The 23,624-nt window shown below is 34.5% G+C and carries 27 protein-coding genes and 1 tRNA gene; 5 read left to right on the top strand and 23 right to left on the bottom strand.

The genetic code is table 11. The annotated features are described in order from the left end of the window. The first annotated feature begins 63 nt into the window (after positions 1-63). Entirely contained in the window at positions 64-1,827 is a 1,764-nt protein-coding gene (locus PND65_RS01895; RefSeq protein WP_271994321.1) for a M3 family oligoendopeptidase, read from the top strand. Between the two features lie 2 nt (positions 1,828-1,829). Beyond that, the gene (locus PND65_RS01890) at positions 1,830-2,732 is read left to right on the top strand and encodes a dipeptidase (protein WP_271994319.1); all 903 of its coding nucleotides are present in this window, start codon (positions 1,830-1,832) and stop codon (positions 2,730-2,732) included. An 84-nt stretch (positions 2,733-2,816) separates the two neighbouring features. Here the strand turns inward: PND65_RS01890 and PND65_RS09640 are convergent, their stop codons facing one another. After that, positions 2,817-2,981, bottom strand: a complete 165-nt coding sequence (locus PND65_RS09640) for a family 1 glycosylhydrolase (RefSeq protein ID WP_172694729.1) — start codon at positions 2,979-2,981, stop codon at positions 2,817-2,819. Between the two features lie 419 nt (positions 2,982-3,400). Beyond that, complete coding sequence (locus tag PND65_RS01885) at positions 3,401-3,880, bottom strand: MGMT family protein (RefSeq protein WP_195191713.1); 480 nt, start codon at positions 3,878-3,880, stop codon at positions 3,401-3,403. A gap of 293 nt (positions 3,881-4,173) precedes the next feature. Here PND65_RS01885 and PND65_RS01880 point away from each other — a divergent pair, with 293 nt between their 5' ends. After that, positions 4,174-4,926 (top strand): GntR family transcriptional regulator, encoded by a 753-nt coding sequence (locus tag PND65_RS01880; protein ID WP_271994316.1) that lies wholly within the window; start codon positions 4,174-4,176, stop codon positions 4,924-4,926. Positions 4,927-4,969: 43 nt separating this feature from the next. Here PND65_RS01880 and PND65_RS01875 read toward each other — a convergent pair whose 3' ends face one another. From PND65_RS01875 to PND65_RS01805, 15 genes are all read right to left on the bottom strand, one after another. Then, positions 4,970-5,794, bottom strand: a complete 825-nt coding sequence (locus PND65_RS01875) for a PTS system mannose/fructose/sorbose family transporter subunit IID (RefSeq protein ID WP_087319732.1) — start codon at positions 5,792-5,794, stop codon at positions 4,970-4,972. Positions 5,795-5,798: 4 nt separating this feature from the next. Continuing rightward, the gene (locus PND65_RS01870; RefSeq protein WP_195191711.1) at positions 5,799-6,539 is read right to left on the bottom strand and encodes a PTS mannose/fructose/sorbose/N-acetylgalactosamine transporter subunit IIC; all 741 of its coding nucleotides are present in this window, start codon (positions 6,537-6,539) and stop codon (positions 5,799-5,801) included. 34 nt (positions 6,540-6,573) lie between these two features. Beyond that, a complete protein-coding gene (locus PND65_RS01865) occupies positions 6,574-7,038 on the bottom strand; it encodes a PTS sugar transporter subunit IIB (RefSeq protein ID WP_271994314.1) in 465 nt (154 codons plus the stop codon). Beyond that, positions 7,035-7,460: a PTS sugar transporter subunit IIA gene (locus PND65_RS01860; RefSeq protein ID WP_271990417.1), complete on the bottom strand. Its 426-nt coding sequence runs from the start codon at positions 7,458-7,460 to the stop codon at positions 7,035-7,037. Before PND65_RS01860 ends, PND65_RS01865 begins: the two co-directional genes overlap by 4 nt. A gap of 15 nt (positions 7,461-7,475) precedes the next feature. Beyond that, complete coding sequence (locus PND65_RS01855; protein ID WP_271990415.1) at positions 7,476-8,138, bottom strand: HAD family hydrolase; 663 nt, start codon at positions 8,136-8,138, stop codon at positions 7,476-7,478. A 15-nt stretch (positions 8,139-8,153) separates the two neighbouring features. Then, positions 8,154-9,131 carry an SIS domain-containing protein gene (locus PND65_RS01850; RefSeq protein ID WP_271994311.1) on the bottom strand — a complete coding sequence of 326 codons (978 nt, stop codon included), beginning with the start codon at positions 9,129-9,131 and terminating at the stop codon, positions 8,154-8,156. A gap of 1,092 nt (positions 9,132-10,223) precedes the next feature. Then, positions 10,224-11,063, bottom strand: coding sequence for an NAD(P)-dependent oxidoreductase (locus PND65_RS01845; RefSeq protein ID WP_015535148.1), 840 nt, complete (start codon positions 11,061-11,063; stop codon positions 10,224-10,226). A 15-nt stretch (positions 11,064-11,078) separates the two neighbouring features. Then, complete coding sequence (locus PND65_RS01840; protein WP_271990411.1) at positions 11,079-12,245, bottom strand: Mbeg1-like protein; 1,167 nt, start codon at positions 12,243-12,245, stop codon at positions 11,079-11,081. Between the two features lie 54 nt (positions 12,246-12,299). Continuing rightward, positions 12,300-13,268: a GNAT family N-acetyltransferase gene (locus PND65_RS01835; RefSeq protein ID WP_271990409.1), complete on the bottom strand. Its 969-nt coding sequence runs from the start codon at positions 13,266-13,268 to the stop codon at positions 12,300-12,302. Beyond that, complete coding sequence (gene tsaD, locus PND65_RS01830) at positions 13,268-14,269, bottom strand: tRNA (adenosine(37)-N6)-threonylcarbamoyltransferase complex transferase subunit TsaD (protein ID WP_015535143.1); 1,002 nt, start codon at positions 14,267-14,269, stop codon at positions 13,268-13,270. Before tsaD ends, PND65_RS01835 begins: the two co-directional genes overlap by 1 nt. Before the next feature lie 11 nt (positions 14,270-14,280). Then, positions 14,281-14,712 (bottom strand): ribosomal protein S18-alanine N-acetyltransferase, encoded by a 432-nt coding sequence (rimI, locus tag PND65_RS01825; protein ID WP_087158277.1) that lies wholly within the window; start codon positions 14,710-14,712, stop codon positions 14,281-14,283. Further along, positions 14,709-15,308, bottom strand: a complete 600-nt coding sequence (gene tsaB, locus PND65_RS01820) for a tRNA (adenosine(37)-N6)-threonylcarbamoyltransferase complex dimerization subunit type 1 TsaB (protein ID WP_015535141.1) — start codon at positions 15,306-15,308, stop codon at positions 14,709-14,711. The genes rimI and tsaB overlap by 4 nt, the downstream gene beginning before the upstream one ends. After that, positions 15,301-15,753, bottom strand: a complete 453-nt coding sequence (gene tsaE / locus PND65_RS01815) for a tRNA (adenosine(37)-N6)-threonylcarbamoyltransferase complex ATPase subunit type 1 TsaE (RefSeq protein WP_015535140.1) — start codon at positions 15,751-15,753, stop codon at positions 15,301-15,303. The genes tsaB and tsaE overlap by 8 nt, the downstream gene beginning before the upstream one ends. Beyond that, positions 15,750-17,087 (bottom strand): replication-associated recombination protein A, encoded by a 1,338-nt coding sequence (locus tag PND65_RS01810; RefSeq protein ID WP_271990406.1) that lies wholly within the window; start codon positions 17,085-17,087, stop codon positions 15,750-15,752. Before PND65_RS01810 ends, tsaE begins: the two co-directional genes overlap by 4 nt. Positions 17,088-17,172: 85 nt before the next feature. After that, the gene (locus tag PND65_RS01805) at positions 17,173-18,270 is read right to left on the bottom strand and encodes a glycerol dehydrogenase (RefSeq protein WP_271990404.1); all 1,098 of its coding nucleotides are present in this window, start codon (positions 18,268-18,270) and stop codon (positions 17,173-17,175) included. A 116-nt stretch (positions 18,271-18,386) separates the two neighbouring features. Here PND65_RS01805 and PND65_RS01800 point away from each other — a divergent pair, with 116 nt between their 5' ends. Next, a complete protein-coding gene (locus PND65_RS01800; protein ID WP_035401659.1) occupies positions 18,387-19,160 on the top strand; it encodes a DeoR/GlpR family DNA-binding transcription regulator in 774 nt (257 codons plus the stop codon). Positions 19,161-19,213: 53 nt separating this feature from the next. Here the strand turns inward: PND65_RS01800 and PND65_RS01795 are convergent, their stop codons facing one another. From PND65_RS01795 to PND65_RS01775, 5 genes are all read right to left on the bottom strand, one after another. Further along, positions 19,214-19,717: a GNAT family N-acetyltransferase gene (locus PND65_RS01795; RefSeq protein ID WP_271990402.1), complete on the bottom strand. Its 504-nt coding sequence runs from the start codon at positions 19,715-19,717 to the stop codon at positions 19,214-19,216. Next, entirely contained in the window at positions 19,710-20,204 is a 495-nt protein-coding gene (locus PND65_RS01790; protein WP_271990399.1) for a nitroreductase family protein, read from the bottom strand. Before PND65_RS01790 ends, PND65_RS01795 begins: the two co-directional genes overlap by 8 nt. Before the next feature lie 70 nt (positions 20,205-20,274). Then, on the bottom strand, positions 20,275-20,583 hold the full coding sequence (trxA, locus tag PND65_RS01785) for a thioredoxin (RefSeq protein WP_015535134.1): 309 nt from the start codon (positions 20,581-20,583) through the stop codon (positions 20,275-20,277). Between the two features lie 56 nt (positions 20,584-20,639). Next, on the bottom strand, positions 20,640-21,491 hold the full coding sequence (locus PND65_RS01780) for a Cof-type HAD-IIB family hydrolase (RefSeq protein ID WP_022356636.1): 852 nt from the start codon (positions 21,489-21,491) through the stop codon (positions 20,640-20,642). Positions 21,492-21,542: 51 nt separating this feature from the next. Beyond that, positions 21,543-22,703, bottom strand: coding sequence for an AI-2E family transporter (locus tag PND65_RS01775; RefSeq protein ID WP_015535132.1), 1,161 nt, complete (start codon positions 22,701-22,703; stop codon positions 21,543-21,545). A gap of 112 nt (positions 22,704-22,815) precedes the next feature. On the opposite strand from PND65_RS01775, the gene PND65_RS01770 reads away from it, so the two are divergent. Then, positions 22,816-23,445 carry a pentapeptide repeat-containing protein gene (locus PND65_RS01770; protein WP_271990396.1) on the top strand — a complete coding sequence of 210 codons (630 nt, stop codon included), beginning with the start codon at positions 22,816-22,818 and terminating at the stop codon, positions 23,443-23,445. A gap of 76 nt (positions 23,446-23,521) precedes the next feature. Here the strand turns inward: PND65_RS01770 and PND65_RS01765 are convergent. Next, a tRNA-Leu gene (locus tag PND65_RS01765) sits at positions 23,522-23,607 on the bottom strand. Positions 23,608-23,624: the final 17 nt, after the last annotated feature.

The following is a 23,624-nucleotide window of genomic DNA, read 5'->3' as shown; positions in this document are numbered from 1 at the left end:
AGATTGGTACTTGAGAGAAAATTAATATGTCTATAATAAAATCAAAGAAAGAGGATGCAGATTATGAAAGATTATTTATGGAACTTAGATGCACTTTACACAGGATATGATGATCCTAACTTTATCAAAGATTTCGATTTGATGAAAAATTTATATGAAGAAATACCAACTCTATTACAAAACATGGAATCATTTGATGATAAAGATGTTATCATTGAAGGATTAAAAACACTGGAAATAATAAAAGATTATACATATCGTTTAAAGATGTATGCCCAGCTTCGTCTTGCAGTTGATTCCAATGAGACAGATAATACCAAATGGGCCAATACTACATTAAATCTTGCCAGTTCACTAAAAACATACGAAAATGCTCTTTTAGATAAAATTCTTGAAGCAACTTGTCTAAAAGAAATGATCGAAACTGATGCATTTGTTCATCAGTATAAATTCATACTTTTAGAACAACTAAATAAAAAAGACCATAAACTCGATTCTAAACAAGAAGAAATCTTGTCTATGGTCTATCCTACTAGCCTAAAAGCCTTCTCCGATATGTACTATGCTTTAACAGGAAATGCAACAGCACTATATGATGGAAAAGAACTTCCATTAACACAAGTCAAAAACATGTGCCATGATAATTCTAGTGAAGTAAGAAAAAAAGCTTTCCTTGCCGAACAGGAAGCCTATAAATCTATTGCGACACCACTATCATTTGCTATTTCATCTATTAAACAACAACAGTTAAAAGAAGCTAGACTTCGCGGTTATAAAGACCCCCTGGAAAAAATGCTGATTGAATCACGCATGGATAAAGAAACTTTAGATGCCATGATGTCAAGCATTCAATCCTATCTGCCTAAATTTAGAAATTATTTACGCACTAAGGCAAATCTTCTAGGATATAAAAATGGACTTCCTTGGTATGAAATTTACGCTACACTTGGTGAATGTGATTTTAACTTTTCTATCGAAGAATGCGAAGAACTGATTTTAAAACACTTCAAAGATGTAAGTGGCAATCTTTACAACATGTCCAAACAAGCCTTTGATGAAAAATGGATCGACTATCCAACACGCCCAGGAAAACAACCTGGTGCTTTCTGTGAAAATCTTGGTTGGATCAAACAAAGCCGTTTGATTACAAACTATAACAATACCTTAAGTGATATCATTACGGTTGCTCATGAATTAGGACACGCTTTCCATGGCATGATGATTGAAAATCAACCTGTCTTAAATCGCGATTATTGTATGCCACTAGCTGAAACCGCTAGTACATTTAATGAAAATATTATGTACAATGCTTTACAGAAAGACATGAACGATCATGATAAATTATTAGTTATTGATTCTCAACTATCCGCGCTATGCCAGAATATCCTTGATATTTATGCGCGTTTCCAATTTGAAACGCTGGTATTTGAACATGTAGAAGAAGGTTTCTTGACGGCTGATCAACTATGCGAATTAATGAAAGAAGCACTATTAAGATCTTTTGGTGATGGTCTTGATCCTGAATGGCTTCATCCATACCGCTGGATCACTAAAGTACATTACTATATTCCAGATATCGCCTATTACAATTTTCCTTATACATTCGGTGCTCTTTTCTCACGTGGACTTTATGCTCTTTACACAAAACAAGGAAAAGATTTTATTCCTAAATATGAGAAATTACTTGCCGCGACAACAACAAACACTTGTGAAGATATAGCTAAAATTGCCGATATTGATTTAAGACAAGAAACATTCTGGAAAGAAAGTCTTCAATCAATTGTCGATCAAATGGACGAGTTTTTACAACTAGCTAAAGGAGAATAAACATGCGATTTGCGAATTTACATGATGATATAGGAAATGATATCTATGATCATAAAGATCAAAAAGATCGTCTAGATACTTTCCACTATCCTCGTTTCAAACAAGGAAACATGTGTTTTAGCGCTATCGTCTGCTGTTTTGATGGAGGCCAGGACTGGAACACGATGTGTGATACGATTCGATATGTAGAAAATGCTATTCTTCACAGCAAACACTTTTCTTTTGATGACACTAAAGATATTCAAGTTTTCATGGCCGTTGAAGGCATGTGTGGCATCGACAAAGATCCTGAAGAAAGAATTGACTGGTTATATATGCATCACGTTCGTCTGGCAAGCTTATGTTGGAATGATGATAATGCGCTTGCCTGTGGAGCAAAAAAAGGAAACAAGCCTTTAACTGATTTAGGAAAAAGAGTCATCAAAGAAATGAATCAAGTCAATATGGCGATTGATACAAGTCATTGTTGCGAATGGAATTTTTATGATATTGCCCGTATCAGCACCAAACCAATCATTGCTTCTCATTCCAATGTAAAAGGATTATACAGTCATTACCGCAATTTAAGCGATCCTCAACTTCAAGTCATTCAATCAAAAAATGGTTTGATTGGAGGAATTCCCGTTCGATGGTTTGTAGACAAAAAAGAAAACAATGCCACTCTAGAAGACTTCATTCAAGTTTTGATCTACATCAAAGAAAAAATCGGAACAAATCATATAGCTCTTGGCTTTGATTTTATGGATTATATTCCTGGCATGGAAGATAGTAATGTCATCGGAATGAAAGATATCACCCAAATCCAAAACATTGCCACAGCTCTACAAGAGCATGGTTTTGCTCAACAGGAAATTGAAGATATTTGTTTCAATAATGCATATAACTTTATGAAAAACTACATTTAAAATAAAAGCTGCAACAGATAATTATTTTTTAGATTATAGATAAGATTTTATTAAAAAAGTAGTCTGATTTTTTTACCCATAAACTTACTTCATTTTTATATTCTTCGAAACAAAATGCAGCGTACTTTTCAAAAGCCAAAGCTGTATTAATATTAAGCCATCTCCAGTTTCTTCTAAAGGTAAAGGTATATCCCAATGATAAAGAATGACCATCGGCTCAATATGATTTTCTTTTAAAGTTTTTAACAAAGATATCAATAATCAAAGTAGAGTTTATAATATCAATTTGCAAAATTTGGTTGAAAAATTTTTTTAGAAAGGAACCATTAATTAAGTAATAGCTGTCCTTTGTGTTATATTTACAAATTATATTTTAAACCAATTTTTGCAGAACACTATTTTTTCATACGCCAGATACGGAAGGGAAACCTTTTTTAGCTAGCGATCGTCTAACATGAGCCATGTTAATAAATTGGAGGTTAAGCGTTTTTTATTTTCTATACTGAAAACAAAGGGAGATAGAGGTACATATTGTTGACTCTGACATAATTCAACTTTACGCTTATATTGGATGAAAACAATACTTTCCAGATATTGAAAAACGACCAATCATAAAGACTGACCGCTTTGTATAATACTGGATATGAAATTGTTAAATTAGGATTTTTCTATTTCAAATCAAAGAGGGAGTTTTCATAGTCCTTTACATAGTATCGTATATTTTTACGCCCTTTTTGAATAATGGTGTGTCCCTCTGCTTCTAATTTTTCTTTCTGTGCTTTGATACCATTTGGATATTTAGCATTGAGTTCTCCATTCGCTTTCAATGTTCTCCAATAAGGCGTTTCATCTTCTGAACGCTGATAACTCGCCCATGCCACGATAGAAACAAAAATCCCTGCTGTAATCGGTTCTGTAAAGTCCGCACCGCTCAACTCTGCAAAGTATTCTCGTATCTTTCCAACAGTAATCACTTTTCCATAAGGAACTTTTTTCATTACCTTGTCATAGTCGATTGGTGGAGCAAAATACATTTTACTTCCACCATATTTTTCAATGCTTTTCTGGTCTGTAATGATTTGAAATTTTGGCATATCCTTATTATCATGCAACATAGCATTAAAATCTTTTTTATCTTCGTTTGCCATTTCTACCACCTCCTACTTTAAGGATAGTCTGTTCGTCATTTCTCTGCAATGAGGCTGTTTGAAAAATTTTGACAACTTCCAATTTGTAGAGATATTATACATCTATTTTTACCCTATGTTTTATAAATTCTAAATTCTGAAGAATAATCTATACTTCAATGAATAAAGGACAATACAATACTTTTAAAAAGTTATCTCCCCCCCCTCCGATTTTTTCAGTATAGAATTTTTTATTAGTAAAAGATTATATATTGTAATATAATATTATATATAAGATTATATAGGTGATATGTATGAATATAGAAAGTAATAAACCATTATATTTACAAGTTGAAGCAGATATTCGCAACTCAATTCTGCAAAAAAAATACCGTTCCGGGCAAAAACTTCCAACCGAGAATGAACTCAGCGAACAATATAACGTAAGTAAGATCACGATTCGCAAGGCAATGTCAAATCTGGCAAAAGATGGTCTGGTACAAAAAGTTCAAGGAAAAGGAACTTTTATCAGTTATAAAAAAGACAAGGTTTTATTGAATCGCTCAAGAGGATTTCAAGATTCTTTAAACGATTATGGGCATTCGTCTAAGCACAAGATATTGAACATATCTTTATTAACAGCTAATGATGATATTGCCTCAAAACTTAAAATAGCAAAAGGAACAAGCATGTTCTTTTTAGAAAGATTGATTTGGGAAGATGTTTCCCCAATCGCGATTGATCGCATCTATCTTCCAGAAAAAGATTTTCCTGATTTTATGAAACACATTGCTGAAGATAAATCATTCTATCAAATCCTACAAGAAAATTATGGAATCACTCCTGCAAAATCCGTTTTGGAAATCAACGGTATCATTGCAACCAAAGAATTATCAGAACTTCTTCAATGCAACATGGGAGATCCTTTATTCTATATTGAAAAAATCGGTTATCAAAAAAATGAACAACCGATTCATTATTCAATAACAACTGTACGATGCGATAGGGTCAGTTATCATGTTTCAACAGATAACATCACCGCCATGGATGAAAAAATAATCAAATAAAATACAGACCTTGTTATATTTACAAGGTCTGTTCTTTTATCTATTATAGAATTCCAATTGCGCTCATGACAAGTCCGAAAACAATGATTCCAAGCAACAATACATTTGTATTGATCTTTTTCTGGATCAACCAGTAAATACCTAAAGTGAATACCAAAGGTAACAGTTGAGGGAAAATTTGATCGATCATGTCTTGAAGTACTAATTCTGTACCACCTGTATTAAACTGCAAAGGCGTTGTAATAGGAACCATGCTGGCAACCATCCCGCCAATAACAGCTAAACCTACGATAGATGCAAAGTGCATTACTCGATCCATCAATCCTTCTTGATACAGTTTAGCTAAGTATTTATTCCCAGAACGATACCCAAGAAAAGTTCCGTAATATGCTGCTAATAAAGAAGGTATTGCAAATAACACAACAGCAAGAATTGGTCCCAAGATGCTTCCCTGTTGTGCGAAGGAAAGACCGATACCAAAAGTGATGATACGAAGTGTTCCCTGGAAGAAACTATCTCCAATCCCTGCAAAAGGTCCCATCAAACTGGTCTTGATCATTGAAATGGATTCTGGTTGGAATTCTCCTTCTTTAGAACTGGCGTTCTGCTCTTCCATTGAAGCAGCAAGCCCCATGATAAATGATGTCATCTGAGGCGTACAGTTAAAAAACTCCATATGACGTTTGTAAGCTTCTTTCTTTTTTTCTTCATCATTTTTGTATAGTTTATTCAAGATAGGAGCCATACCGTACATAAATCCCATATGCATCTGACGCTCATAGTTCCAAGAACACATGATTGTTAAAGAATTTAAGAATACACGACGCAAGTCTTTTTTAGTAATTATACTATTTTGATTTTGTTCCATAAGATTACGCCTCCTTCTTAGCATAAATAACTCTATCTAAGATAAATGCCAATATACCTGAATATAGTGTTACGGCAATTAGATCCAATCCAGAATAAGCAACTACTAAGAATCCTAGTAAGAAGTATGGGAACATTTTCTTAGATAACATTGTACTTAACAACATTGCAAATCCTAGCGCAGACAACAAATTACCAGCAACTGTTAAGCCATTTGTAATAACATCTGGAATTGCTTCTACCAATTCAGCAACTACATCAGCACCATAATAGATTGTCAAGAAAATTGGAATAAAGTATACAAGAGCATTAAAGATGAATGACCACCATAAATGAATGTGGATAGCTCTTCTATACTTTCCTTCCTCGATTGCATGATCAGCAACATGCGAAAACTGGGCGATGACCATTCGCATGATAATACTTAAAAATTCACCTGCTACGGCAACCGGGATTGCAATTGTCAGAGCTTCTTCTGTTGATGCTCCTGATAAAATTGCAAAAGCTGTCGCAATAATACTACCAAACTGCATGTTTGGTGGACCAGCAGCTCCAATTGAAACGAATCCCATAGAAATAAGTTCCAAAGATGCACCTAGAGTGATACCTTTTGTCAGATCACCCAACACTAAACCAGCCAAAGTACTTAAGATCAAAGGTCTACCAATATTTTGACGACCGATCAAACGTGAATCTATAACGCCTACAACACCAACCAGACCTAAAAGTATGGCTTTGATCAACATAATATCCCTTCCTTTCTATCATTTTGAATATTTATTATTTACTGAAGTCTGCACTTTCTATTTGAGATGTAGGAACCATCTGAATATATACTTTTTTCCCTTTTGCGATGATTTCCTGAGTTGCTTTTAATTCCTGTGGATTTAAGAAAATTGCTTTTCCATATTGTTTGGAATCTGATTTTTTAGCCACTCCACCATAGTTGATTTCAGTAACTTCCGGTAATTCTTCTATCAGTCTCAATGCTTCTTCAGGTCCTTTTACAAGAATCATAATATTTTTGTTTTGTTTCTCTTCAACCAATTCTTTTAACTGTGAAAAAGGGATAATGCTTAATTCACAATCTACTGGTTTGGCAATATTTAAAGCCACCACACTGATAGGATCATTTGGTACTTTATCATCGGCAACGATGATATAATTTACAGACATTTGTTTTGTCCATGAAAAAATAACTTGACCATGCAATAAACGATGATCGACACGAACTAGTTTAATCATAACATTTCCTCCGTTTTTAAAAGTTTATTATAGAATACCATACTGCTTTTCGCATTCTCAATCATATTTTCCAGATCTAGCTCTTCCCACGAAGTTCCATTCTTTTTCGCGATCATCAATTCTAGAACAAACGGCAGATTGATACCAGCAACCAATTTTCTAGAAGCTGATAAAAATGGGAGTGCCATGTTCGCTGGAGTTCCACCAGGAAGATCTAAAAGGATAATTATCTTTCTATCCTTATATTTTTTCTCAATAATTTCAGCTAGTTTCTCTGAAAAAGTATCAAGAGCCTCTCCTGCTTCAAATGAAACAGTTTCCATATCCTCATTATTGATATCTAAAATCAGTTTCATTGCGCTAAAATATCCTTTAGATAATTCAGCATGTGTAACCATCAAAATATCGAAAGCATCACCCATAATCTTCACCCTTCTCTATTGCTCAATCATTTTTTCAATAATCGGTACTGCAAGCTTTAAACTAGGAAGAACCTGTTTGACCATTTTGATTTGCTCTGGCTCAGGTTCTATTAAATCAGGCACCATGATGCAAGGAATATTGGCACGATAAGCTGCTGTAATCCCAACCTTTGAATCCTCAAATACTAAAGCACGCTGATTGTTTATGCCTGTTTTTCTTAAAACTTCCAAATATATGTCGGGAGAGGGTTTTTTGTTCCTAACCTCATCTCCACAACATATACAACTAAATTCATCATACAGTCCAACACGTTTTAATCTTTCTTCTGTTAATAAACGAGAGGTCGATGTAGCAACAGCAGTCTTGATCTTTTTTTGTTTTAGAAAGGAGAGAATGTCATAAACACCTGGCTTGACCTTTAACTGTGTTTTTAATCTTTCCAACCCCTCTTTTCGTGCTGTCTGTAAAAATTCATCTGGTGTACAATGCCCCTGTAATTCTTTTTGTAGAATTTCTCTTACAGTATCCCCACTATAGCCAACGACCTTCATGAAAAGAGAAGCTCCTACATCCTCTAAAACATAATCTCTAGCTACATCTCTCCATACTTCTTGCCAAATTCTCTCAGTATCTAGCATCAGACCATCAACATCAAAGATAACTAAATCCAGTGACATGTACATTCCCTCTTTTTAGTATTCCATCTGCCACATGTAACGGCGAACATCTAGAGAATGTCCTCTTTCAAAAGCAATTGCTTCAACAAACAATCGAATTACTACACCCGAAAGAATTGCTGCTACATATTGTTTAGCTTCTGGTGCAACATTTTCTAAATGAAGATCTTTCTGATCTAAAACCAATAATTTATCAGTGAATTTAGATGCAAAGTCCTCTACACGTTGATCTAAATGGCGTGTATTTCCAATGCTCTTAACAAGCATAAATGGAACATCGTAATCAGTAATTTCAAATGGGCCATGGAAATATTCACCAGAATGGATGCATCCTGAATTGATCCACTGCATTTCCATGAACCAGCACATAGCTGTTGAATAAACCTCACCATAGTTGATACCACTACCAATTGTATAAATGATAGGATCACGTTTTTGAGCTTTAGCCCATTCCTTAGCCTGAGTAGCATATTGAGCTTTTGTTTCTTCACTAAGTTCTGTTAGTTTTTCAAGTTCTTTTAAGCAAATATCCCATTTAGCATTTGGGGCTAATACATTCAATAAATTGAATAACAAGCCGTATAAGATTCCTTTGTTTTTGTCAGAATCGCTAACATCTTTACCCCAATCATAGTGAACAGGAAATTCTGCTGCTTCCCAAAGTTCAGATCCTTCAAGATTAGATAAAGCAATCGTCATAGCTCCTTTTTCTCTAGCTAGTTTTGTTGCTGCAATTGTTTCTGGTGTATTTCCAGCATGTGAGCAAGAAATCACCAAAGATCTTTCGCATAAATTTTTAGGTGTGTCGTAAACAAACTCATTCGCTGTATAAACGTGGCTAGGTACATTAGATTCACGATCAAATAAATACTGTCCTGCCATCAATACAGCCTGAGACCCACCACAAGCAACGAAATATACTTCGTTAACTTCTCCTCTGGCCTTCAAAGCCTGAATTGCATTTTCGATTTGTGCTGCATGTTCTTTTCTCATAATGTTTTTCCTTTCTTAATGATTATATATCATTATATTTCCTTACATAACCTATTATACTCATAAGAAATCTTATTACAAGCGTTTTCATTATTTTTTCATAAAATTTGTTCGCTTAACCTCCAATTTATTAACACGGCTCATGTTAGACAATCGCTAGCTAAAAAAGGTTTCCCTTCCGTATCTGGCGTATGAAAAAATAGTGTTCCGCAAAAATTGGTTTAAAATATAATTTGTAAATATAACATAAAGGACAGCTATTACTTAATTAATGGTTCCTTTCTAAAAAATTTTTCAACCAAATTTTGCAAATTGATATTATAAACTCTACTTTGATTATTGATATCTTTTACTTAAAAGCAGTCTCATACTTCGAATAGCCCATATATCTTTAGATAGGATATATCTCAATATCGATAACAAAGACAAATATGCTTTCATCACCATGGATTTTTCCTCTAGTAAGATTATCTATATCGTTCATAATTGTTATGTTCAATCATTGAAGACTATTTTTTCGTCCATTTCTATGAAAGAAAGATTAAATGTTAAAGGTGTCATTTCCAATGTCTATAAGATCTATCTTAAAACTTCTGAGGATATCCAGTTACAACATTGGACAGTTTTCATGTCATCAAGTTCATCATTTCTCAAATCACGCCTATATAAAAGTACTCAAGCAATAATAAGAAACATGGTGACATAAATCATTCGATAAAGCGTTATCATCATAATATACTTGCTGTAAACGTTAACACCTTTACCATCGAAAAACGTTCCTGAATTTGGATACTAATTTTAAGAGACTTCGCAATCTGAAAGAAAAATACATCGAGTTCAACAAACAAGATTATGAGAATAAGTTTGATGCATTGTCCAATCTAAATATGTTGATCAACATAGAAAAAGTGTACCTAATAAAAAAAAGAGATGTATTCCTATAGCATATAAATCTACAGTTCTATATCTCTTTTTGTCTTTTCAAATTTTAACGAAATTCTCAGACTCCAAATTACCATTATTATTTCGCTAAAGTCCTAAATAATTTTTGGTTCCCTTAATTTAAAAAATTACTTACTCACTATAGCTTCTTTATTTAAAATATTCGATCAAACACTGCGTTCCTTTTTCACTATATCCTCTATCGACAAGATCTAGATATTCATTGATAACAGTCTTTACACCCGTTAAAGGAACCTTTGATTCACTTGTTGCAATTTTTAGATCTTTAATAAAATGTTTTACATAAAATCCTGGAGCATAATCTCCATCAAACATCTTTTGACCATTTAGATCCAATTGTCTGCTTCCGGCAGCTCCATTTTTTAAACAGGAAATAATCATATTTTCATCAACAGACATATCTGAAAGATATTGATATGCTTCACAGATTCCTTGTAAGTTATTGGCAATCATGATTTGATTGGCAATCTTGACATATTGTCCATTTCCAGCTTTTCCACAATAGTAAATATCTTTTCCAAACGATTCAAAAATTGGTTTCATTTCTTCATAAACTTCTTCTTTTCCACCAACCAATACAGTAAGAGTTCCCTTTTTAGCACCTACATCACCACCAGTAACCGGTGCATCTAAAATATCTACCTGTTTCTGGATTCCTAGAGCATTCAATTCTTCAGCCAATTTAGGAGATGAAGTTGTAAAATCGATACACACTTTCCCTGCATCGACCCATTTAAATATTTCCTCATACACTTCTTTTACATCTGATGGAAATCCAACCATGGTACAGATTACATCACATTCCTGTACTAGATTTTTTATTTCTTTTTCTAAAATGGCGCCTTTATCCAATACCGGTTTGATTTTTTCTGCATGCCTTGCATAAACATGCACTTCATATTGACGATCAATCAAATGCATTATCATTGGACTACCCATGATTCCCGCACCAATCCATCCTATTTTCATATTCTATCTTCTCCTTTATTTCTTTGCCTGTTTTAATAATGATGACGTTTGAGATCGTAAAAATGAAATCACTTCAAATAAGAATTTGATTTCTTCTCCAGATAATTGCCTTAATTCCAGAATTCCCGAAATGCCTTTCCGAATCCCAATGTCATTAAAATCAGACAATTGTTTTACATCAAATTTATCAATCACTGAAAAAATTAAATCTATATACATTTTCTTATCAACATCCTCTTTGCTCATTAAGATCTTGTCTATGTAAGCTAGAGCTTCTTCACTTTGTTTAGTTAATGATTGAACATAATTAAAGTCCTTTGGACCAATGCTCCAACTAAACGCATCATGCTGCGTTAAGCCAAAGTCTGTAGCATCAACGATCTTTGCGGTTTCCTGATGTTCCAGTAAACATCCTATGATTGAATCTTTTGGTTTATAATTCGTGATCTTCTCTAAAATTGATCGATCTTTAATAGAATTCCAAACATCTAGTCTAAATCCTGGAGCATCAAAGGCAAAAACAGAAGTAATATGTTCTTGAATACCCTTACCAAACAAAGCCGCATACATCGCAAGATTACCGCCCTTGGAATGTCCTGCCAAATAAATCTTTGGATATACTTTTTTATGCACAAACCCAAACCAGAAACTTTTTTCTTCAATACCATCAATAATTTCTTCAGCATACTCAGCAGCCATTTTCTGGCATGGTAAATGACTCATATAAGTCATCTGCATATTTTCTTTCCAACCTGTAATACTTCCATCTGTTCCACGATAAGAAATAAATAAAGTTTCATCTGGCAATACAAATGTAACAACAGAAAACTGAATGTTCTTTTCTTCATCAAAATCCTCCCTATATTTCATCAAGGAGATGTCTTTAAAACGATTTGAACGAGAAACTTCTTTAGCCAAGTTAGGAACATTATTTGAAAATACATATTTTCGCTGTATTTCTTCTGGAGTATGCATCTTAAAATATTGCCTACATGCTCGTTGAAGATCAACTTTTTCATCTTTTACGATATTATTCCAATCTACATAAGCTAGATCACTTAATATCAAAGCATCTATCACATTAAAAGGACTCATCTGAAAAGAAATATCCTGACGCAAACGAACATAGTTTAAAATATTTTCCATTTTATCACCTTCGCTTCCTTTGATAATTGTTCTCATTATACCCTTTTATTTTAATAGAATAAACTAAAAAGATCCTCACTTGAGAACCTTCTATACTTTATTTAATGATTGTTTCGCTAGTTCTATATAATGATCAGCATTTTCTTTGATCATCTGAATTTGATCCGAATTTGTTTGTTTTATGACTTTTGCAGGCATGCCTACTACAACACTACCCTCTGGAACAATCATGTTTTCTTTAACAAGAGCTCCAGCTCCAACTATGCTTCCTTTTTTAATCACAGCCCCATTCATGACCAAGGCTGACATGCCAATCAATACATCATCCTCAATTGTAGCTCCATGGACAATTGCCTTATGCCCTATCGTAACTCGTTTGCCAATTTTTACTGGATGATCTTTATCAACATGAATCAAAGCCATATCTTGAACATTGGTGCCTTCATCAATTTCAACAGAAGCAGAATCAGCTCGAATCACCGCTCCATGCCAAACACTAACATCTTTAGCTATTTTGACATCTCCATCAACGATCGCACTACTGGCTTTATAATACGATTCAATATTCATAGACATCAAATCTTTACATAACCAGTTCACACCATGCCATTGATTCCATTTATAACCACAATTTTGTAAACTTCCTGTTTTCACATAACCATGTTTTAAATGAAAATTAATACTTGTAGTATTGGTATCTGTGATACAGGCAATGATCCATTTATATCCTTTTTGAATACAAGCCTCTTCAACTTTCTTTACTAATGCGTCGGCCATGCCATAATGATTACCCTTTTTAAAATAAATAGAGAGTTCTACACAGAATCGATATGCTTCTTTTGTAAATGCCTTATGGACATAGGCATATCCTATTAATTCACCATCGTGTTCAGCCACATAAAAAGGATATTCTTCAGATGTATCCAACATCTTATTTTTAAATACTTCTTTATCCATGGGTGCTAGATCAAAAATAGCAGTGCTATTCTTCACATAATATGCGTATATATCATAAATAGATTCAACATCCAAAGAATCAAATAGACGAATTCGATTCATTACTGAATCTCCCAACCTGCATCTGCCGTAAGATCTGCACCGGCACGTCTTCCAGATTCATAGGCAATTGTTCCTGCCACTGCAATCATGCTGGCATTATCTGTGCAACAATACATTGGCGGAACCGTAAAAGTGATATTTGGATATTGTTCTTTTAACTCTTCAATTCTTTCTCTTAAACGAGAGTTTGCAGACACACCACCACCAACTACAAAATGACGAATATCTGGATGATCATCTAAGCATACTTTAATACGACTAAATATTTCATCTAATGCGCATTCCTGGAAAGAACAAGCTAAATCTGCCATATCAAATGTCTGATTGGTTCTTTCCATACGCTTAACAAACTGCAATACACTGCTCTTTAAACCAGAAAAGCTAAAATCGTATTTACCTTGTGTCTTAGGTTTTGCCAATGTATATACATTTTTTCCTTCTCTTGCTAGTTTATCGATCTTTGGCCCGCCAGGATAACCCAATCCTAATACACGAGCTACTTTATCATAGGCTTCACCAATCGCATCGTCCTGCGTCTGTCCTAAGATTTCAAAGCTTGTTTCATTTTTCATATACACTAACTCTGTATTACCTCCAGAAACGACTAAAGCCAATACAGGATATTTCATATCTACCACCAATTCATTGGCATAAATATGAGCTGCTAGATGATGAACAGGTACCAAAGGTTTATGATAGGCAAACGCTAAAGTCTTTGCAGCCTGCACTCCTACATGAAGGCAGCCGATCAATCCTGGCCCTTTCGTTACTGCTATGGCATCCACCATATCCATAGTCACATTGGCCTGCGCTAAAGCCTGCTCAATACAATAAGAAATATTTTCCACATGAATACGGCTGGCCACTTCTGGGACAACTCCTCCAAATTCTTTATGCACATCAATCTGTGAAGCAACGATCGATGATAATACTTCTTTTTTATCTTTTACTATCGCAACTGCCGTTTCATCGCAACTGCTCTCTATTCCTAATATGATCATAAGACATCCTCCTATAATGCTCTTGTCATAACAATGGCATTTTCATTATCTGAATAATAGCCTTTTGAAACATTTACTGTTACAAAGCCTAATTTTTCATACAATTTTATAGCAGCTGTGTTTGACTCTCTTACTTCAAGACTCATATACTCACATCCACCTGATCTTGCCTTTTCAAATAATTCTTCCATCATTTTTTGTCCATAGTGTTTTTTTCTTTGATCTGGATCTACACCAATCCTGGCAATCTGTGCCATTTCAAATGTTTCCCACATAAATGCATAAGCAACGACTTTGTCATTTTCTTTGAGCATATAACCGTTGCTGAAAGGATTTACTTCCAGTTCATTTTCAACCTGTTCTAAGTTCCATGCATCATTAAAACACTTTTTTTCTAAGTCCACAATTTGTGCAAGATCTTCTTTTCGCATGATTTCGATCATACTTTATATGCATCACTTTCTTTTAGATATTGTGGAACCAAGGCATGTATATTATCAACTTTGCGATACATATCCTCCAATTCAATAAAATTCTTTAGATAATCGGGTTGTTTTGTTTCTTTTCCAATTAAATACCCGTCTCCAAATAAAGTTCCTGGACAACTGTTTAAAAAATCATCTAATTCTTCCACATTTAATATTGTTGTTTGTCCAATGATCTTTCCATTTTCACAATGAGCAACATAAGCTCGTTTACTGCGAGCATCTAAGATCACATTGGCCATCGGCTCTTTTCCAGCGTATAGCTGCATCGTTGAAATACAATACAGCTCTTTATGCATCGTTGTACACAATACTTTGGCAATGGTCATCGCAATACGAATTCCAGTATAAGATCCTGGACCATCTGTGATCACAACACGGTCAATATCGGCATAATCCAGTTTAGCTTCTTCTAAAATTCGATTTAACTCAACAAAAATTGTTTCACTTTGTTTTTTAAACGCTTCAATAGATACGCCTGCCAACAATTCTTTATCTTTATACACACCCAGGATCAAATTCTTATAGGCGCTGTCCATACATAAACTAATCATGATATCCCTCCAATATAGATGATGATAATGGTCCTGTAGAAACCATTGTGATCATTCTTTCTTCATCAATTCCTTCTTCAATTGAAATAGAAATATGATCTTTTGGAAGTTGTTCCTTGATGAAATCTGCCCATTCTACTACGCTGATTCCTTCATCAAAACATTCTTCAAAGCCTAAATCCTGGCTCACACCCTCTAAACGATATGCATCAATATGATGCAAAGGTTTTCCATTTTCCATCGTATACGATTTAAGGATCGTAAACGTTGGAGAATTTATTACATCTTTAACACCTAAAGCCTTCCCAAAACTTTTTGTCCAGGTAGTCTTTCCTGCACCAAGATCTCCATCTAAAGTGATAACGATTTGTTTATCTTTACAAAGATTTGCCATTTTTTGGGCAAATTCCTGCGTATCTTTTAATGAATGTATCGCAATTTTCATTTCTTTCTCCTGCTCTTTCTAAGTTGCGCCTTGATCGCATTGATATAGTCCATACGATTTTTTACTTTTACTTCAGAACCTTGATCGCTTGGTTTATAGTATTGACGATCGACCAATCCATCCGGCATACAAACCATATCTGTCATATGATATTTATAATCATGAGAATACTCATAATCTTTTCCATAATTTAATTCTTTCATTAATTTTGTAGGTGCATTTCGTATTTGTAAAGGAACGGGTTCCTGCAAAGTTTTGATCGCATCTTCTTTTGCGCTTAAGTAGGCAACCTCCAAGGAATTTGATTTAGGTGCCAGTGCGCAATATGTAACAGCATGCGTCAAATGCACATTACATTCTGGCATCCCTAAATAATGACAGGCTTGATAAGCAGCCACGCATATTTCAAGCGCTCTTGAATCAGCCATGCCAATGTCTTCACTGGCAAATCGCACAATTCTTCTGGCAACATATAAAGGATCTTCCCCAGCTTCCAACATTCTTGCCAGCCAGTAAATTGAAGCCTGCACATCCGAATTGCGCATGCTCTTATGAAGAGCCGAAATAATATTGTAATGCTCTTCCCCTTTTTTATCGTATAATAGAGACCTTTTTTGAAGACATTGTTTCAAGATCTCTTTGGATACATGGATCCCATTTACATCGGATGGAGAATTATAGACCACCATTTCCAATGTATTTAAACAAAAGCGAGCATCTCCGCCTGAAAAAGCTGCGATTGCCTCAATATCTTCCTGTGAAATATCGATCCTTAGATTCCCTAGACCTTTTGAACTAGATATAGCACGAACGATTAGATCCTCTAAATCTTTTTGTTCTAAAGCGTTTAACACAAATACACGACATCTAGATAAAAGGGCACTATTGATTTCAAAACTTGGATTTTCTGTTGTTGCACCGATCAAGATGATGCTGCCTTTTTCGACATAAGGCAAAAATGCATCTTGCTGAGCCTTATTAAAGCGATGAATTTCATCGACAAACAAAATTGTCTTTTGTCCCAGAACTTTTCTTTGATCGGCTTGTTTCATGACTTCTTTGATTTCCTTGATTCCACTGGTGACAGCGGAAAAATCAACAAAATAACTTTCTGTCTGATGTGCGATAATTCTTGCCAAAGTTGTTTTACCCACTCCTGGAGGGCCCCAGAAAATCATAGAAGTAACTTGATCATTTTCGATCATCTGCCATAACAACTTACCTTTTTCAACCAGTTGATGTTGACCTACATATTCTTCCAGTGTTTCAGGACGCATACGATCAGCCAAGGGACGAATATCTTCTTTAATTTGAAATAATGAATCTTGTTCCATGATCTATGCCTCCTTTGACTGTACTATTATAGCACACAGACTGATTTTATACTTTTTAGAAGAAAAAAAGTTGCACTATGTGCAACTATTCACCTAGATAATAACGACCATAGGCATCGGCTGCCATAATAGCCGCATATGTGGATTCTGGTGTTACTTCAAAAGGCATATTATGAAGTGTATCCGAAGGATCGCAGGCAGCCTTTGCCACCGCCATGATCTTTTCTTTTGTCACTTCTTCGATTCCCAGCTGCTTTAAGGTAACTGGCAATCCAACTTCAATACAGAATTCTATGATTTCCTCAAGTTCTTCAGCCGGTACATTTTCTAAAACCAACTGTACGATCGTGCCGAAAGCAACTTTTTCTCCATGGTACATAGAATGACATTCTTCCAATACGGTAAATCCATTATGAATAGCATGTGCTCCAGCTAAACCACAGCTTTCAAATCCTATTCCAGATAATAAGGTATTTGCTTCAATGATTTTTTCGACCGCCGGGGTTAAAGCTTTTGCCTCTAGAGCAACCTTAGCTTTTACGCCTTCTTCCATCAAAGTTTCAAAACATAATTTAGCTAATGCATACGCTGCATTGGTTGCAGTTCCACCTGCACAAGTTGTAGCCTGGCTTTGCACGCAGGCACGTGCTTCAAAATAGGTAGCTAAAGCATCTCCAATTCCTGCAACAGTTAATCGAACCGGTGAATCGGCAATGACTTGCGTATCTACTAACACAACATCGGGATTCTTTGGTAAAAAGAAGTATTCTTCAAACACACCTTCATCTGAATAAATAACAGATAATGCTGAGCATGGTGCATCTGTACTGGCAATTGTTGGACAGATAACTACAGGACTTTTTATATAATGAGCTACTGCCTTGGCAGTATCAAAGATCTTTCCACCGCCAATTCCAATGACCATATCACAATTATTATCATCTGCCAATTGAACTAGACGGTTGATTTCATTCTTTGAACACTCTCCATTAAAATAATCAAAGAGTATTTCGCAACTAGTTTCCTTAAAGCTATCTTCTACTATCTTTCCGATTCGTTTATAGCCTCCCTGACTAATCAGGATCAAAGCCTTCTTTCCCATTGCGCCTACATGTTCTCCAAGTTTCTTTAATTCTCCGGGTCCTTGGATGTACTTAGCCGGACTGATTAATTTTTTTGTCATGATATATCTCCTTTTTGTTACTTTCATTTTATCAAAATTCATAAAAAAAGTTCGGGTTATTTTGTAATTTATCATATTGTTAAGTTATACTAGTATTATACATTAGGAGAAAAATCATGATTACAGATGAGAGATATGCCAAGATCGTAGAAATCACTAACTCAAGAGGCTTCATTTCTACTAGAGAACTGGCACAGAAATTAAATGTTACCGAAACAACAATTCGCCGTGATTGTGATGAATTAAGCAAGAAAAATTTGATCATTCGTGTTCACGGAGGAGCCAAAAGCATTCAATACAGAAATATTCTTTCAGATCGTAATGAAAAAACCATGAAGGATCATATGCTGTTTAGTTCTAAAGAAAAAAATGCAGTAGCCAGAAGAGCCGCCTCTATTGTTGAAGATGGAAGCTGCATCTTTTTAGATGGAGGCACAAGCATTGTAGCAATGTTAAAATACCTGGAAGGCAAAAAAATCAAGATCGTCACCCATAGCAAGTTGATAGTTTCAAACTTTCAAGATTACAATGCCGAACTTTTCTGCATAGGAGGAAAACTCATCCCTGAATTTGCCATGTGTACTGGTCCTTTGACCCTAAGCGGACTTGAGCGTTTCAACTTTGATTATGCCTTTATAGGTTGTGCCGGAATCGATCTAAAAAGAAAACTTGTTTATACAGTTGAAATGGATACGATGGCCATTAAACAAAAAGCTATGTCTCTTGCCAAGAAAAGTTACTTATTGGCTGACTCATCTAAATTTAATGTAACTGGATTCTGCAGCTTCATTTCTACAGATGATTTTGAAGCCATATTCAGCGACAACCAGATCAACGCCGATGCCAAGGATATTCCTGATAATTTTATCTTGATCGACACCAACATTTAAAGCCATCTTTTGATGGCTTTTCTTTTATTAAAAAGACCGCCTAAATTAGCAGCCTATAATGTGTATTCGTAGATGTAATCGTCCATAACATATCCATTTCCTATATCCGTTACATCTTCATCGATCTTTTTAAATCCTTTTTTTTCATATACCGCAAGACTATTGGAATTATGTTTATTGCATGTCAAATATACACTTTGATAACATTGTCTTTTGGCAATTTCAAAAATATATTCCAACATATCTGAAGCATAGTGTTTTCCTCTAGCTTCTTTTTTTAAATACAGTTTTGACAAAAACAAACGATCCGGTTCAAATTTTAGACCTATATATCCAATCATTTCACCAGCTTTATGAACTTGATAGTATTTATAATGATCGTGTCGAGTCTGTTCGTCCATTGCCTTAAAGCTCTGAAATTTATCGACCATATAATCTATCTGATCTTTACTCAAAAGAAAAGGAAAATATTCATGCCATATTTCATTGGCACAATCCGCGACTTCCTTTAACATCTCTTGATTTTGACAAACGATGATTTCAAGTTGACTATTCATATCGTATCTTACTCTCCTTAAATTTATCTTTTGGTTCTTGTTTCTGGTCTGGATAACCAAACGCAACCATCCATAATGGTACAATATTTTGAGGTAATTTAAAATACATTTTTAGTGTCTGAACACGATCTTCATTGGGATATCCACCTAACCAACAAGATCCAATATTTAATTCTTTGGCTTCTATTAACATATTTTGAGTAGCCGCTGCACAGTCCTGCTGACAATAGTCTAAACTTGGATTACAATCTGTATCAGCACAGACAACGATACCCAAAGCAGCATCTGCCAATAATTTTGCATAAGGAGAAAACTCACTCAATTCTTTAAGTTTTTCTTTATCTTCTGTCACTATAAAAAACCATGGCTGTGCATTTCGAGCACTTGGTGCACAAAAAGCTGCTCTCAAGATTTTATCGATTTCCGATTTTTTCAGAGATTCCTGTTTAAATTTTCTAATACTGCAACGATCATAAATACTATTCATGAAAACCCCTCCTCAATTTCTCATCAAAAAACAGCTCAGTGCAGTAAAACTACATCGAGCTGTTAATTTTTTATAAATTTCTTTCGATATTAGCCATTAAATTTGCTTCTGGCATGTATCCAGAGAAAGCATCTACCTGACGACCATTTTTAAACATAATCATTGTTGGTACACTCATGACACCAAATTTTGCAGCCAAATCTGGACTTCTGTCTACATCGACCTTAACGATCGTTACCTTGTCTTTCATTTTTTCGGCAACACCTTCTAATACTGGACTTAACATTTTACATGGTCCACACCAAGTGGCAAAGAAATCTACCAATACTGCTTTTTCGTTCATTAATTCATTAAATTCTTGAGTATTTACAATTTTCATAATTAGTTCCTCCATTTGTTAATCTAATCATAGAACATTATTCAGTATACGTCTATTTATTTGCCCAGTACCATTTTATCAATGATCTTACCGATCCCATTATTTAAATTTGTATCTGTAATGATATCAGCTATTTCTTTTACTTCATCCATGGCATTCCCCATAGCTACACCGACTCCGGCTCTTTTTAACATTTGAATATCGTTTTCCGCATCTCCAAATGCCATGACTTCATTCATCGTATATCCATTTTTAGCGGCAATTTTTTCTAAAGCACTTGCCTTAGATACACCCTTTGGCATGATTTCCATCCAAGCTGGACCGACCATCAAAACATCATAATCACTTAAAGCTTCTTTTAGTGCATCTAAATTTTGTTTAAAGAACTTCTCTGAATGAACCATGATAACTTTGTTGATATCCTGCGTCAAACGAACTTCTTCATAAGGAAGATTTATAAAGTTTCGATATTTTCCACCTGACTTCAATCCATAGTCCATTGGTTTTCCCGCAACAACTTCTTTTATTTTCTTTTTCAAACGATTCATTGTAGAAAGATAACTGTAGAAATCATAGCCGCAACAGAAGATACCCTCTACATCAAATTTCTTACAGATTTGTTGGATCTTGATTCCATCTTCTGGCATCAAAACATCATCTAAATCATATTCTTTATTTTTAAAATCATAAATGATCTGTCCGTTTACCAATGCCAAATAGTTGTTACCTTCTTCCAGTCCTAGAGGCTCATACACAAAACGACATCCATTTTTATCACGACCACTGGCAATAACGATCTGTATACCTTTAGCCATTGCCTGTTTGATGGAATCCACTGTTCTTGGATCCATCGTTTTATCATCCATTAATAAAGTTCCATCTAAATCAAACGCCAAACATTTAATCATATTCGTCTCCTCTTATACGGAAACATTATATCATTTACTATGATACACTGACTAATTTTTAACAGAAGTTTTACTTTCTAATTTCTTAGTTTCAAGTTCTTTTTCTTTATTCTGAATATGGATCTTAGCCAGCTTATAGATACTGGCAACTGTAGGAATTCCTAAGAACATTCCAGGTATACCTGCCAAAGAACCGAAAACAACCACTGTCATCATTACGTAAATCCCTGGTAAACCTACACTGCTGCCTACAACTCTAGGATATATTACGTTACTTTCAAACTGTTGAAGAATACATAAATATACAAGGAATCCTAAAGACATCATTGGATCTACAGTAAAAACCATAAACATACCAATTGCTCCACCAATATAGGCTCCAATCATCGGAATGATATTAATCAAGCCAACTAGCACACCAATCATCAATGGATATGGCATGTTTAATAAATACATTCCTGTTGCACATAGAGTTCCTAAGATCGTTGCTTCTATACATTGTCCACCAATAAATGATCCAAATGACTGATTTATAATTTTTAATGCAGAAGTCAACTTATCTTTTCTGTCTTTTCCCAAATATAAATCACCTAATCGATGATAAAGCCTTATAAAACGTTCTTTATCTAGTAAAACGTAAATCGCAAAAATGATTGAAAGAATTGTATTGAAAACCGAGTTAACTACAATATTGACCATATTGAATGTAGATCCTAATACATTTCCTAATCCATTCCCTAAAAAAGATAAAGTTTGATCAATCATTTCTTTCCAATTGATTTCTAATCCATTTATCATTTCTACAATATGTGGATTATTTTCAAAAAGATTCGACAAAAATTTAATAGTATCATTAAAATATTGAGGCAATACATCGATAAGTACCTGGCCAGCTTGTCCTAGAGTTGGTATCACAATAGCCAAGACAAAATAAATAATCAAAGCTACACAACATAGGGAGGCTAATAAACTAATTACTCTTTTTATTTTAAGAACAAACTTATTTTTAGATTTTTCTAAAAGTTTTTCTATTCGATTCATCACCAAATTCAAAACATACGCTATCATACCGCCAAATACAAGTACCTTGACAGCGTTCCAAATAACACCAATTGTTTGTTCTACTTTATCAAGATTTAATATACATACAACAAGAATGGCGATCCCTATGATGTATGTCCATATCTTCTTATCAATATCAAAAAATTTCATAATTTCCTCCAAGTAATATCTTATTTGATTATAGCTTACTTCTATCATTTTGTCTTATTATTTATCGACCATGATCTTTCTTTATGATTTAATAATACCGGAGATGAACAAAATGAAGATTCAATTACCTAAAATATCAAATATTTTGGATCCATATCAAAATGATCCTACTATTTTTTACGACCACTATATTCAAGATATCAAATTTGAACAAACCGTCATACAAAATATTGAAAATCAAAATATAACGATTGATGCCTGTCGATTTGATCATGTTTCATTTCAAAATATTCAATTTGAACAGGCTGAATTGTTGGATATCGTATTTGATCACTGCGAATTTGAAAATACTCACTTTTTAAAATGCAGTCTATATCGTGTTCAATTCATCAACTGTCGCTGTATGGGAATTGAGATCAGCGATTCTTTGTTAGACAACACTCTATTTGATTCGTGTAATAACGCTTATTCAGACTATGGCATGTCCTCTTTTAAAAAAGTTCGCTACGAAAATACAAGCCTTGAAAATTCTGGCTTTATTCAATGCACTTTCAAAGATATTGAATTCAAAAATGTTCAACTCGATGATAGTGACTTCTTTAACACAAACTTAAATAAAATCGATTTTTCAACATGCCAAATCAATAATATCGGTGTCAGTGAAAATATGTTAAAAGGTATCATCATCAACACCCAGCAAGCCATGACATTCTTAAAACTATTAGGAATCGTAGTTAAATGATTTATCTAACACTAAAACTTACACTTAATTAAGACATAAGAAAAAAACTCCTTTATATAAAGGAGTTTTGGGCATTTGGTGCAGGAGAAGGGATTTGAACCCTCACGCGATTGCTCGCACTGCCGCCTGAAGACAGCGTGTCTGCCGTTCCACCACTCCTGCAAAAAAAGGCTTTTTTC

It is taken from the genome of Faecalitalea cylindroides (assembly GCF_028321995.1).
Taxonomy (GTDB): Bacteria; Bacillota_I; Bacilli_A; order Erysipelotrichales; family Erysipelotrichaceae; genus Faecalitalea; species Faecalitalea cylindroides.
This window is presented reverse-complemented; position numbering and strand designations above follow the sequence as displayed.

Coding starts and splice junctions, on each gene's coding strand:
- PND65_RS01895 (WP_271994321.1), top strand. CDS start 64: ATGAAAGATTATTTATGGAACTTAGATGCACTTTACACAGGATATGAT.
- PND65_RS01890 (WP_271994319.1), top strand. CDS start 1,830: ATGCGATTTGCGAATTTACATGATGATATAGGAAATGATATCTATGAT.
- PND65_RS01885 (WP_195191713.1), bottom strand. CDS start 3,880: ATGGCAAACGAAGATAAAAAAGATTTTAATGCTATGTTGCATGATAAT.
- PND65_RS01880 (WP_271994316.1), top strand. CDS start 4,174: ATGAATATAGAAAGTAATAAACCATTATATTTACAAGTTGAAGCAGAT.
- PND65_RS01875 (WP_087319732.1), bottom strand. CDS start 5,794: ATGGAACAAAATCAAAATAGTATAATTACTAAAAAAGACTTGCGTCGT.
- PND65_RS01870 (WP_195191711.1), bottom strand. CDS start 6,539: ATGTTGATCAAAGCCATACTTTTAGGTCTGGTTGGTGTTGTAGGCGTT.
- PND65_RS01865 (WP_271994314.1), bottom strand. CDS start 7,038: ATGATTAAACTAGTTCGTGTCGATCATCGTTTATTGCATGGTCAAGTT.
- PND65_RS01860 (WP_271990417.1), bottom strand. CDS start 7,460: ATGGGTGATGCTTTCGATATTTTGATGGTTACACATGCTGAATTATCT.
- PND65_RS01855 (WP_271990415.1), bottom strand. CDS start 8,138: ATGTCACTGGATTTAGTTATCTTTGATGTTGATGGTCTGATGCTAGAT.
- PND65_RS01850 (WP_271994311.1), bottom strand. CDS start 9,131: ATGAGAAAAGAACATGCAGCACAAATCGAAAATGCAATTCAGGCTTTG.
- PND65_RS01845 (WP_015535148.1), bottom strand. CDS start 11,063: ATGAAAATAGGATGGATTGGTGCGGGAATCATGGGTAGTCCAATGATA.
- PND65_RS01840 (WP_271990411.1), bottom strand. CDS start 12,245: ATGAGAACAATTATCAAAGGAAGCGAAGGTGATAAAATGGAAAATATT.
- PND65_RS01835 (WP_271990409.1), bottom strand. CDS start 13,268: ATGAATCGAATTCGTCTATTTGATTCTTTGGATGTTGAATCTATTTAT.
- tsaD (WP_015535143.1), bottom strand. CDS start 14,269: ATGATCATATTAGGAATAGAGAGCAGTTGCGATGAAACGGCAGTTGCG.
- rimI (WP_087158277.1), bottom strand. CDS start 14,712: ATGATCGAAATCATGCGAAAAGAAGATCTTGCACAAATTGTGGACTTA.
- tsaB (WP_015535141.1), bottom strand. CDS start 15,308: ATGATTAGTTTATGTATGGACAGCGCCTATAAGAATTTGATCCTGGGT.
- tsaE (WP_015535140.1), bottom strand. CDS start 15,753: ATGAAAATTGCGATACATTCATTAAAAGATACGCAGGAATTTGCCCAA.
- PND65_RS01810 (WP_271990406.1), bottom strand. CDS start 17,087: ATGGAACAAGATTCATTATTTCAAATTAAAGAAGATATTCGTCCCTTG.
- PND65_RS01805 (WP_271990404.1), bottom strand. CDS start 18,270: ATGACAAAAAAATTAATCAGTCCGGCTAAGTACATCCAAGGACCCGGA.
- PND65_RS01800 (WP_035401659.1), top strand. CDS start 18,387: ATGATTACAGATGAGAGATATGCCAAGATCGTAGAAATCACTAACTCA.
- PND65_RS01795 (WP_271990402.1), bottom strand. CDS start 19,717: ATGAATAGTCAACTTGAAATCATCGTTTGTCAAAATCAAGAGATGTTA.
- PND65_RS01790 (WP_271990399.1), bottom strand. CDS start 20,204: ATGAATAGTATTTATGATCGTTGCAGTATTAGAAAATTTAAACAGGAA.
- trxA (WP_015535134.1), bottom strand. CDS start 20,583: ATGAAAATTGTAAATACTCAAGAATTTAATGAATTAATGAACGAAAAA.
- PND65_RS01780 (WP_022356636.1), bottom strand. CDS start 21,491: ATGATTAAATGTTTGGCGTTTGATTTAGATGGAACTTTATTAATGGAT.
- PND65_RS01775 (WP_015535132.1), bottom strand. CDS start 22,703: ATGAAATTTTTTGATATTGATAAGAAGATATGGACATACATCATAGGG.
- PND65_RS01770 (WP_271990396.1), top strand. CDS start 22,816: ATGAAGATTCAATTACCTAAAATATCAAATATTTTGGATCCATATCAA.